General features: G+C 59.9%; 10 protein-coding genes. 4 read left to right on the top strand and 6 right to left on the bottom strand.

The window, feature by feature from the left end:
• Positions 1–329: 329 nt before the first annotated feature.
• The 3 genes from AB5750_RS09585 to AB5750_RS09575 all read right to left on the bottom strand — a co-directional run bounded on the left by AB5750_RS09585 (position 330) and on the right by AB5750_RS09575 (position 4,007).
• On the bottom strand, positions 330–1,268 hold the full coding sequence (locus AB5750_RS09585; protein WP_368145126.1) for a helix-turn-helix domain-containing protein: 939 nt from the start codon (positions 1,266–1,268) through the stop codon (positions 330–332).
• A 433-nt stretch (positions 1,269–1,701) separates the two neighbouring features.
• Positions 1,702–2,781 carry a 6-phosphofructokinase gene (locus tag AB5750_RS09580; RefSeq protein WP_368145125.1) on the bottom strand — a complete coding sequence of 360 codons (1,080 nt, stop codon included), beginning with the start codon at positions 2,779–2,781 and terminating at the stop codon, positions 1,702–1,704.
• A 140-nt stretch (positions 2,782–2,921) separates the two neighbouring features.
• Positions 2,922–4,007: a carcinine hydrolase/isopenicillin-N N-acyltransferase family protein gene (locus AB5750_RS09575; protein WP_368145124.1), complete on the bottom strand. Its 1,086-nt coding sequence runs from the start codon at positions 4,005–4,007 to the stop codon at positions 2,922–2,924.
• Positions 4,008–4,168: 161 nt separating this feature from the next.
• Between AB5750_RS09575 and AB5750_RS09570 the strand changes: the two genes are divergently transcribed.
• The 3 genes from AB5750_RS09570 (at position 4,169) to AB5750_RS09560 (ending at position 6,637) form a co-directional block, all read left to right on the top strand.
• On the top strand, positions 4,169–5,554 hold the full coding sequence (locus AB5750_RS09570) for a M18 family aminopeptidase (RefSeq protein WP_368145123.1): 1,386 nt from the start codon (positions 4,169–4,171) through the stop codon (positions 5,552–5,554).
• 218 nt (positions 5,555–5,772) lie between these two features.
• On the top strand, positions 5,773–6,153 hold the full coding sequence (locus AB5750_RS09565) for a translation repressor RelB (RefSeq protein ID WP_118081124.1): 381 nt from the start codon (positions 5,773–5,775) through the stop codon (positions 6,151–6,153).
• Positions 6,146–6,637, top strand: coding sequence for a type II toxin-antitoxin system VapC family toxin (locus AB5750_RS09560; RefSeq protein WP_368145122.1), 492 nt, complete (start codon positions 6,146–6,148; stop codon positions 6,635–6,637). Before AB5750_RS09565 ends, AB5750_RS09560 begins: the two co-directional genes overlap by 8 nt.
• 234 nt (positions 6,638–6,871) lie before the next feature.
• Here AB5750_RS09560 and AB5750_RS09555 read toward each other — a convergent pair whose 3' ends face one another.
• The 3 genes from AB5750_RS09555 to AB5750_RS09545 all read right to left on the bottom strand — a co-directional run bounded on the left by AB5750_RS09555 (position 6,872) and on the right by AB5750_RS09545 (position 9,762).
• A complete protein-coding gene (locus tag AB5750_RS09555) occupies positions 6,872–7,807 on the bottom strand; it encodes a D-2-hydroxyacid dehydrogenase (RefSeq protein ID WP_368145121.1) in 936 nt (311 codons plus the stop codon).
• 130 nt (positions 7,808–7,937) lie between these two features.
• Complete coding sequence (gene map / locus AB5750_RS09550) at positions 7,938–8,825, bottom strand: type I methionyl aminopeptidase (protein WP_368145120.1); 888 nt, start codon at positions 8,823–8,825, stop codon at positions 7,938–7,940.
• A gap of 160 nt (positions 8,826–8,985) precedes the next feature.
• Positions 8,986–9,762: a radical SAM protein gene (locus AB5750_RS09545; protein ID WP_368145119.1), complete on the bottom strand. Its 777-nt coding sequence runs from the start codon at positions 9,760–9,762 to the stop codon at positions 8,986–8,988.
• 225 nt (positions 9,763–9,987) lie between these two features.
• Here AB5750_RS09545 and AB5750_RS09540 point away from each other — a divergent pair.
• Positions 9,988–10,633 (top strand): alpha/beta fold hydrolase (locus tag AB5750_RS09540; protein WP_368154992.1); only part of this gene is annotated, 646 nt, incomplete at its 3' end.

Below are 10,633 nucleotides of genomic sequence, written 5' to 3'. Positions count from 1 at the left end.
GCGACGCGGAAATCGCGCGCCGTTGCCGCGCCCCGCAGTGCCCGCTTCCCCCGAGAACAATTATCAGTGCAGGTAGAAGGCCTGTCGATTTTCGAAAAAGGCGGTCATGGTTGGCCCCATCGAGTTAAACGTAGTAGATAGGCCCTTTTCGTGGCGGACCATCAAACGAACGCCGACGCTTGTGCTGTAGCCGCTCCGATCATTCGTAAGTTGCGGTGGAATAGTTCCTAAATTCGACTACTCAAGGCTAAAACCGGAACTATATCACCGCAACTTAGGAGGGAGGGGCGGGGGGTACTAGTTGGGTGCTGCCGTCGGGCTGGGATGGTTTAGGCTCGTTCGCGATGCTTCCATCGTTTACGGCACCAACGCATGAGTGCTTTTACGACCGGGATGGTGATGAGAATTACCCAGGCGGGATGGGGTTGCCCCAGACAGAGCCACATGTAGAGGAACCATGCCTCGGCACTGACCGAATAGACGACATCGATCAGCTTAGATAAGTGGCGTTGGTCGATAAAGTCGCCAAGCGCGTAATAGACGGGAATCAAAAAGACGAGGAAGAGTCCCGTAGCCCATGTGCCGTAGGCAATGCCGAGCACCAGGTAGGCGAGGGTGACGAGCGCGGGGAAGGGGAATTTGTTCCATGTACGTCCGACCTTGGTGTGGAAATGCTTGCCATGATGGTTGAGCTTGTCGTGTGCTTCCTTCCAGCTGGAAAACGTCTCGCCGTCGATGGTGACGGTGCCGTCGTCATTGGTATGCACGCTATGTCCATCGTCCTCAAGCGTATCGATATGCAATCCGCCTGGCCCCACATGGACCTCTTCGCCCTTGCGCTCGTTAGCCACATGGATGCCATTCCAGCCAACATGGACCTCTTCGCCTTTGTTGGGATCAATAACGTGGATGCCGCGCGTGAGGGAAATATCGACAAGTGGCTTATCGCTGTAACCAGAGTGCTCAGTAGAAGCCTCAGCCTCTTCAGCCTCATCTGAAGCTTTGGTGCCGGCGTCGCTGTCCTGTGCCTCATCATCAGCTTGCGAGTCGTCAGTGCTATCCACCGTCTCCCCATACAACAGCTCATCCAGCGACACGCCATACAGCGCGGCGAGCGCAATAAGGTTATCGGTATCGGGCGAGGACTCGCTGCGCTCCCATTTACTGACAGCCTGACGACTCACACCCAGCTGGGCGGCAAGCGCCTCCTGAGAAAGCCCGGCAGCTTTGCGGCGATCGACGAGGCGCTGCGCCATCGCAAGATCCATGGTGGTTCCTTTCGTTTGATGGTCGAATCGAATGAGCCGAGTATGCCGAGAACAACCGGTAGCGACCACCATTTCTAGTTAGAATCTGCTCCAACCCTACCGCAACTACCGGTAGCAACCCCTAACGACCAGCCATTTCAGGACAAATGTCAGTGCAAGTAGCGGCCAAGAGCCCCCACTCAGTAAGTTGCGGTGGAATAGTTTCTAGATTCAGCCATTTGAGGGCTAAGCTGGAACTATTTCACCGCAACTTAATTTCAGGCTAGGCACCTGTAGCAAGAAGGCGAATAGCCTCGGCGAGTATGTAAACGAAGGGCCCTCCGACCCCGCCCGACGATTTCGATTGGCGACCTTTGACGGAGTCAAGGGAGGAGCCAAATCGAAATACGTCGGGCGGGGTCGGAGGGCCCGATGGGATGGATTTCGGCCGAGGCTATTCGTCGCCGAAGCTGATGCCCAACGCCTTGGCCTCGCGCACCAGATCGCTCTGGGGATCGACATACTTGAGCTTGCCGGCGACATCCTCGAGCGGCATGTGACACATCTTGCCGTCGCGCAGGGCGATCATGTAGCCAAACTCGCCGCGCAGGCAGCCAAGCGCGGCTTCGACGCCGCACTGGGTCGCAAAGATGCGGTCCTGAGCATCGGGTTGGCCGCCGCGCTGCGTGTGGCCGGGGATGGCGACGCGGGTCTCGCGACCGGTCTTGGCCTCGATCTCCTTGGCGATGTCGTACACGATTGACGGGCTCGTGCGCTCGGCGAGCTTCTTCTTGTACTCCTTCTTGGACAGCGCCGCGTCCTCCTTGGAGATAGCGCCCTCGGCGACGGCCACGATGGTAAAGCGGCTGCCGGTCTCCATGCGATGCTCGATGGTCTTGATGACGTTATCCATGTCGTAGGGGATCTCGGGAATCAAGATGACATCCGCGCCGCCCGCGACGCCGGCGTACAGCGGGATCCAGCCAACCTTGTGGCCCATGATCTCGATAACGAATACGCGCCCATGGCTCGAAGCGGTGGTGTGAATGTCGTCGATGCATTTGGTGGCGACGTCGATGGCGCTCGTAAAGCCAAACGTCATCTCGGTGCCCCAGGTGTCGTTATCGATGGTCTTGGGCAGAGCGATAACGTTGAGGCCCTCTTCGCGCAGGCGGTTGGCGGTCTTGGTGGAGCCGTTGCCGCCCAGCATAAACAGGCAGTCGAGCTGTAACTTGTGATAGGTGTGGACCATCGCGGGCACCTTCTCGACGCCGTCGGCCTCGGGAATGTTCAGGCGCTTGAACGGCGTGCGGCTCGTGCCCAAAATGGTGCCGCCGCGGGTGAGGATGCCGCTAAAATCGGCGGGCGTCATGACGCGGAACCTGCTGTAGATAAGGCCCTGGTAGCCGTCCTCAAAACCATAGATCTCGATAGGCTCTTCGCTATTGGTCATAAGCGTTTTGACGATGCCGCGCATGGTGGCGTTGAGCGCCTGGCAGTCGCCGCCACTAGTAAGAAGACCGATCCTAAGCATGGTGAATCCTTCCGGGCAAGTTATAACATGCGCATAAGTTTACCCCCGCACACTGTTGATACGGGGGTAAAACGTGTTAGCTCAAATGTATAGAAATGTAAGCAACGTCAGGCCAGCGTAAGGACGACGGTGCCAGCTCCTTACAGCGCGAAGGCGTCGACGTCGCCCCAGTGGCGGCGCAGCGTAATAGCGGCGGCGGGTTCGGTATTGTCAAAGACGACCGACCACTGCGTGTTGCTGGTGATGTCTTCCGGATTGGGCTCTTGCGCCGCGGCGCGTAGAGCCTTCCAAGCGACTGCCTCGTCCTGGGCGCCGACATGGGCGTCAAGGACATCGGCGATTGCGACGGCGCGCTCTTTACCATGGCCCAGCTCGCCATTCTTTTGGTTGGGTAGCACTTCGTCGCCATAGCAGGCGTAGAAGTTCGTAACCTGGCGTGCAGGAGTCGCTTTGAAAGCGCGGTCGGGGTCGCGCGGATCCCACTCCACCACCCGCGCGTCACCGGCGGCGTCGCTGATAAAGAAGTGGTAATCGCGTCCTGCCATGGCGTGCATGTCGTAGGCGGAAAGCAGGTCGACAGCTTCTTGCGTGGTGGCGGCACGGTCGAGCACCAGACGGATGGCGAGCGAGGTATTGATGACGGGGCGCTGCGTGTCCTGGTCACAGGGCTTGGAATCCAGGGTGAGTACGGCAATGGACACGCTGCATTCGTTAATACCGTCGAGCTGGGCAAACGGGCCCATGAGTGCGGCGGCACGTCCCGCGACGGAGTCAAGCGGAGTGTTATCGCCCAGGTTGTTAAGGGCGGCAAACCCGATGGAGGCATAACCGCCGCGTGGGTGATTGCGCACCAGCAACGCCGAGGTGTCGTCCTTAAAGTCGTAATTGCGGCCGGTGCGCACGCGGCCTTCGGCATCTACGGCGACAAAAGCGCTGCAGGCAAACTGGGGCGCCTGGACATGTGCCGGCACACCGGGCAGCACCTGCGCCACCACGGCATCGATGTAGGCCTGGTCGTCGCGCACGCCAGCTGCGATGATGCGGTCAAGGTCGTAGTCGTAGGCGATGTCGATTGCGTACAGGTCATAGCCGTCTGCGTAGCCAGTCAAGCGTTTGAGCGACGCGGCGGACTTGATTTGCTTGCGGTAAACGATGCCAGCGGCAGCGGCAAGGCCGACGGTGACTCCCGCGACACCGCAGGCGATGGCAATGTTACGTGGCTTCATGACGGCTCCTCTCGTCCTGTTAGCGCAATTGTCGCAAAAGGAGCGCGGGCATGATGGCTCAACTTGGTGAGTGGTGCGGAATTAAGCACGGAATGAAGAGTGCGGTGCTGGCGTGGCGGGGTATGCTGGAGGGGACCATCAACCCAGCGAAAGGGGAGAGCATGACGGATCAGGAAACGCCCGAGCGCGTGCACGTGACGGCTGACGATATCGAGGCCGCCAACGACCTTATCGACTTTATCGAGGCATGCCCCAGCATGTTCCATATGGCGGCGACCATTATGGCCGAGCTCGACGAGGCGGGCTTTACCTACCTGCCCGAGAACGCGGCGTGGGATATCGAGCCGGGCGGGCGTTATTACACGCAGCGCAACACCTCGAGCGTTGTTGCCTTTAAGGTGGGCGAGGACCTGGCTGCTACGTGGGGCGAGGACGGCGTTGCCGGTGACTATCATTTTCAACTGACGGCGTCGCACAGCGATTCGCCGACGTTTAAGGTCAAGGCTGTGCCCGAGCTTGACGGTGCGGGCGAGACGCTGCGCCTGAACACCGAGGCCTACGGCGGCATGATTGACTACACCTGGTTCGATCGCCCGCTGGCGCTCGCGGGCCGCGTGCTGGTGCGCGAGGGCGACCGTATTGAGAGCCGTCTGCTTGCCACCGAGCGCGAGGTCGCTATTATCCCGAGCCTTGCCATCCACATGAACCGTGGCGTTAACGAGGGCTTTGCTCCCAACCGAGCCGTCGACCTGTGCCCGCTCATCAGCGCCGGCGAACTCAAGCAGGGTGACTTTGATGCCCTGATCGCCGAAGAGCTGGATGTTGAGCCCGAGCAAATCTTGGGTCGCGACCTGTTCCTGGTCAATCGTCAGGATGCGCGCATTTGGGGCTGGGCCGACGAGTTTATCTCGACGCCCAAGCTCGACGACCTGGCCTGCGCCTACAGCTCGCTGCAGGCATTTTTGGGTGCCGAGAACGCGCGCGACGTCTCGGTCTTCTGCTGCTTTGATAACGAGGAGGTTGGTTCCGAGACCAAGCAGGGCGCCATGTCGACCTTCTTGGCCGACGCGCTGCGCCGCATCAACGGATCGCTGGGCTTTGACGACGAGTCGTACCATCGCGCCCTTGCCGCCTCGATGCTTGTAAGCTGCGACAATGCACATGCCGTGCACCCCAACCACGCCGAGAAGTGCGATGCCCGCAATCAGGTTGTACTCAACGGCGGCATCGTTATCAAGGAAGCCGCCAACCAGCACTACTGCACCGATGCCTTTAGCCGCGCGGTGTTCCAGGCCATCTGCGATGACGCCGACGTGCCCACGCAGGCCTTCGCCAACAAGAGCGATATGGCGGGTGGCTCCACGCTCGGTAACCTGTCGAACATGCAGGCGAGCATGCACGCCGTGGACGTGGGCCTGCCGCAGCTGGCCATGCACTCAAGCTACGAGACCGGCGGCGTACGCGACGTGATGTACGCCATCCGTGCCCTCACCGCCTTCTACGAGCGAAACCTAACCATCAACGGCGCCGAAAGCGTGGAGCTCTAAAAACCTGCCAAAAAGGGACAGGTTTATTTTGCCAGGTTTTATCTGGGCAAATGCAAAGGATGAAACCGAACTAGATTGGTGATGCGTAGCCGCCGAGGTGCAATGTGCCTCGGCGGCTTTTTGTGCACGGAGCACGGCTAATACTAATTTATTGCTATACATGCTTTACGTATCTACCATAGTGTTTTATGATAATTCTGAAGTATTAAGGAGGGGTCATGACCACAACAGCCGCTCAGATCAACGTACGTCTTGATGCCGATCTTAAAAGGAGCGGCGACGCTGCTCTCTCCAGGGCCGGTATGACGCCGAGCCAAGCGGTGCGAGCGCTCTGGCAGCTTGCAGCGTCGCTGGCCGATCGCCCCGGTGCGCTCGAGGATATCCTGCTGCCCAGTCGTGCCCGGGCGGAACAGCGCGAGCGCGAAAAGGCCGCCAAACGTAAACTCGAGCTCATGGATCAGGGATCGAAGCTGTTCGCTGCCGCTTGCCGTGAGTCGGGAATCGATATGGTCAGGGCTCAGCCATCGGACGACGAAGAGCTCAAACGGAATGCATATGCGGATCGCTATGGCGAGGAGATGAGCTGGCTCTATGAGTGAGGCTCTAAAGCGCATCTTGGTTGACACCAACGTGTGGCTCGATTACTTCATTCCCTCACGACGTGGTCGTTCGGCGGCGATTGAGTTTTTACGCGATGCATGCACAGCGCAGGTGGATTTGCTGTATGCGGCGACATCGTCCAAAGACCTGTTCTATTTGATTTCAAGCGAACATAAGGCATGGTATCGGCGAGAGCATGGCTCACTATCCCAAGATGCCGCCGTGGCGGCGACATCACTTGCATGGGATTGCCTCGACGTGTTGTCGCAACTTGCCACGCCGGTACCCTGCGACCTGAGTGACATATGGATGGCGAGCAAGCAGCGTAATCTCCATAGCGATTACGAAGACGATTTAATCATTGCGGCAGCGATACGCTCCCAAGCAGATTTACTGGTCACCAACGATGTCAAACTCTGTACACACGCACCCGTCGCAGCAATGAGCGTAGAAGACGCAAAGAATTACTTAGCAACGCTCTAGCAATTTGAAGACCCCACAGGTCGAACAAAAGTCAGCGAGAGCCCACAGGTAGGGCCGCGCCAGCAAAGCGCCGCAGGTTGAACAAAAGTCAGCGAGAGCCCGTCTGGTCGAGCAAGGTGCCTTGAAAGAGGAGGGCATTGGCCTTCTGGCCATGCCCGACGATTGAAAGGCAGATTGCCGTCCAGACGGGCTCGCAGCGTCGACCGGTCCGCCGTTCGTTAGAACGGCGGAACCCTAGTGTTCGATCCAACGGCGGAGCGTCTCACCCGCTTGCAGATGACGCAAGTTCTCCGCGGCAATGTCGACCACATTGTTGAGCGTAGCCTCCAAGTGGAACCAGCCCGAGATATGCGGCGTAATGAGCATGTTAGGCGCATCCCACAGGGGGCTTGTCTCAGGCAGCGGCTCGGGGTCGGTGACGTCGACCGCGGCGCCGGCGAGATGTCCCGACTCCAGAGCGGCAACTAAATCGTCGGCAACCGCAAGATCGCCGCGGCCGCCGTTGGCAAAGAAGGCACCCGGCCTCATCGCGGCGAAGAACTCGGCGTTCGCCAGGCCGCGGGTCTCGGGCGTGCTGGGCATAAAGGATGCGACGACGTCCGCCTCGGCCAGGCGCTCAGGCAGGGCATCCATGCCGTCCATGTCCTCAAACACAATGGGGTAGACGAGCGGATGGCGCTTGATGCCGCGGACGTGCGCACCCATACTGCGGCAGAGCGTGGCAAAGTGGCCGCCGATATCGCCCGCGCCCAGCACCAGCACGTTGGCGTTATTGAGCGAGGTAACCGGGCCCAAATCCTCCCAGCGATGCTCGCGCTGCAAGTCCTGGTAGCCGGGCAGGCGCTTCATCATGGAAAGGACCATGGCAAACATGTGCTCGCTTACGGCCTGGCCGTAGGCGCCCACCGAGCAAGACAATTTGGCGTCGACCGGCACGGTGCCGGCGGCCAAGTAATCGTCATAGCCAGCGGTCTGCAATTGCAACAGCTGGAGATGTTCGCATGCCGTGAGCATGTCAGGGTCGATGTTGCCCAAGATCACGTCGGCATCGGCGACCTGCTCGCGCGTGGCGGCGTCGGAGCTCGTGTAGATAAAGTCCTCGCCCGGAGCGCTCGACTCAAGAATTGCGCGATGGCGGTCATTGACGGGCAGCAAAACCAGGATGTTCACAAGCAGTCCTCTCCGCTCGACCTGCCAAAAGGGGACAGGTTTATTTTGGCAGGTTTTATCAGGCAAAACGTTCAAATAAAAACGCCGGATGCAAGACGAGCGTGCCCGTCAGCATCCGGCGCATCCACGGCTACCAGCTCAGCAGCTCGTAGCCGTCCTCGGTCACCACGAGCTGTACCTCGCACTGGGCCGAATCGCTGCCGTCCTTGGTGCGCACGCACCAGCCGTCACCCTTGCTAATCTTGATGTCGGGCGATCCGGCATTGACCATGGGCTCGATGGTAAAGACCATGCCCGGAGCCATGATGGTGTCCACATCGGGTGCCTCGGTGGTAAAGCCCACAAACGGGTCCTCGTGGAACTCCTTACCGATGCCGTGTCCGCCGTACTCGCGCACCACGCTAAAGCCGGCGTCCTCGACCGTCTTTTGTACGGCCTCGGCCATAACGGACAGCGGCAGCCATGGCTTGACGGCTGCCAGACCCGCCTCCACGCTGGCGCGGGTGACGTCGACCAGGCGCTGGCGCTCGGCCGAGACCTCGCCGATGCAGAACATGCGGCTCGAGTCGCTAAAGTAGCCGTCTAGGATCGTGGAGCAGTCCACGTTGATGATGTCGCCCTCGTGCAGCACGTCCGTATCGCAGGGGATGCCGTGGCAGACCACGTCATTGATCGAGGTGCACACGCTCTTGGGGTAGCCCTCGTAGTTGAGGTCGGCCGGCGTGCCACCGTGCTCGACGGTGTAGTCGTAGATCATCTGGTCGATCTGGTTGGTGGTCATGCCCGCGGCGATGTGCTCGCCTACGTAGTCGAGCACGCCCACGTTGATGGCGGCGGAGCGCTTGATGCCCTCGATGTCGGCGGGCGTCTTGTAGAGCGTGCGGGGCAGGACCTCCCAGCCCTCTTCCCACAAGCGCTCGAGGCGCTCATCAAAAGCGCTATGGCATTTCTTATATTTTTTGCCGCTGCCGCACCAGCAAGTATCGTTGCGGCCGGGTACGGGTCCGTTGTCAAACATGGCTAACTTCCTTTCATTCGCAGCTAGTATAGCCCACCCACGCGTCCATAAAAGTTGCGGTGATATAGTTCCGATTTAAGCGGTTTAACAGCACAAATAGGAACTATATCACCGCAACTGATGGAGCGGGATGGCGGGTGCTAGCTGCTGCGTGGTTTTGCTAGTAGCTCACCTGGCAGGGAATGCCGAGGGCTTGGACGCGCGCGGCAATGGCGTCGAGCACCTCGGGCGCTGCTTTGGCAAGGCCAGCGACCGGTGTTTCACGCGCCACCGTGTAGATGGTCGCTTCTTGTGGGCGAATGCGCTCAAGCGCCGCGAGCCAGGGGGCAACGTACTCCTCGCCGGTATTGTCGATGAGCTTGCCCTGATACTCGCCGGTCAAAAAGATCGTCTGGATAATAACGTAACCGTCAAAGCTTGCGAACGTCTCGATCTGGTGCTCGACGTCGTAGGGGCCAACGGGCTGGTCGAGCAGCTGGATAAATGCCGGGTCGACGGTATCGAGCTTAAGAATGTTGTCGTCGACCATCATGAGCGCGTCGTGCACCTCGGGGCGGTCGGCGCGCGTGCCGTTGGAGAGCACGGCGATCTTGGTGTTTGGGGCAAGCTCGTCGCGCAGCGCGACGGCGCCGGCGATGGTCTGCGGAAACTCCGGCGCGGCGGTGGGCTCGCCGTTGCCTGCGAAGGTGATCACATCGGGGAGCTCGCCCTCGGCTGCCATCTCGCGCAGCTTTGCCTCGAGTGCATCGAGCACCACGGCAGCCGTGTTATACGGCTCGTGGCAGGGGCGCTCGGCGTTGAGGCCGTTTTCGCAGTAAATGCAGTCGAACGTGCAGATTTTGCCGCCGGCCGGCATCATGTTGACGCCGAGCGAGAGACCAAGGCGACGGCTGCGAACGGGCCCAAAAATGGGGCTGGCATTCAAAAACGTAGACATAGGCATATGCTCCTCAAGACAATTGTGCCTAAGCATAGCATCGGCTCCGAAGCAAGGTGCGGGCTCTTGCTTTACAAGTTTCGTTTTTTCACGTCGCTCATTATGCCGTGCCATGAAAAGCCTCGGGTCGGGTACAGTTAATCTGTTAACAAGGCGTAAGGCAATGCTGGTCCATCCAACCGTACTGACGTGCAACTGGATGGACATTGATGACGGGGGCACAACATGGATTTTACGGTCGAGAACGCGGGCACCACGATTGCCTGTCGCGAATATGCCGGCCCGGATGTATCGCCTGATGCTCCCGCCTTGGTGTGCGTGCACGGCGCTTGTGTCGACGGTGTCTTTTTTGACGGCATCGCCCGCGAGCTCGCCTGCGACTATCGCGTCATTGCCTACGACCGCCGCGGTTGCGGCGAGAGCAGCGACGCTGCGGACGGACGCTACGACCTCGCCGCCCAGGCCGCCGACCTGCAGGCCGTTATCGAGCATATTGGCGCTCCGACAAACGTGCTCGCACACAGTGCCGGTACGCTGGTGACCCTGGAGCTTCTCCGTGCAAACCCCGCCATAATCTCGCGTGCGATCCTGCATGAACCCGCCGTGACGGACGAGGGTGCCGGCCTGGGCGCGGCTCCGGTTTTGCTCGAGATGATCGCCGCGGGAAAGGTCTCCCGGGCATTACGGGCCTTCCTGGGCGCCATCGGCGATTCGGACCCTGAGGCCCCCAAGTTAACCGAGGCAGAAGCCAAGCATGCCCTGCGCAACGGCCGCAGTTTCATGGCAAACGAATACGGGGTTACTATGACCTGCGTTCCCGATTGGGATAGCGTTCGCGCGTCGAAAACGGTGGTCGCCGTACTTTTGGGAG

Source organism: Collinsella aerofaciens (assembly GCF_040926185.1).
Lineage (GTDB): Bacteria > Actinomycetota > Coriobacteriia > Coriobacteriales > Coriobacteriaceae > Collinsella > Collinsella aerofaciens_BC.
This window is presented reverse-complemented; position numbering and strand designations above follow the sequence as displayed.

Bases quoted from the DNA above. Each gene is read 5' to 3' on its own strand.
- AB5750_RS09565 (WP_118081124.1), top strand. From the start codon at position 5,773: ATGACCACAACAGCCGCTCAGATCAACGTACGTCTTGATGCCGATCTT.
- AB5750_RS09570 (WP_368145123.1), top strand. From the start codon at position 4,169: ATGACGGATCAGGAAACGCCCGAGCGCGTGCACGTGACGGCTGACGAT.
- AB5750_RS09560 (WP_368145122.1), top strand. From the start codon at position 6,146: ATGAGTGAGGCTCTAAAGCGCATCTTGGTTGACACCAACGTGTGGCTC.
- map (WP_368145120.1), bottom strand. From the start codon at position 8,825: ATGTTTGACAACGGACCCGTACCCGGCCGCAACGATACTTGCTGGTGC.
- AB5750_RS09575 (WP_368145124.1), bottom strand. From the start codon at position 4,007: ATGAAGCCACGTAACATTGCCATCGCCTGCGGTGTCGCGGGAGTCACC.
- AB5750_RS09580 (WP_368145125.1), bottom strand. From the start codon at position 2,781: ATGCTTAGGATCGGTCTTCTTACTAGTGGCGGCGACTGCCAGGCGCTC.
- AB5750_RS09545 (WP_368145119.1), bottom strand. From the start codon at position 9,762: ATGTCTACGTTTTTGAATGCCAGCCCCATTTTTGGGCCCGTTCGCAGC.
- AB5750_RS09585 (WP_368145126.1), bottom strand. From the start codon at position 1,268: ATGGATCTTGCGATGGCGCAGCGCCTCGTCGATCGCCGCAAAGCTGCC.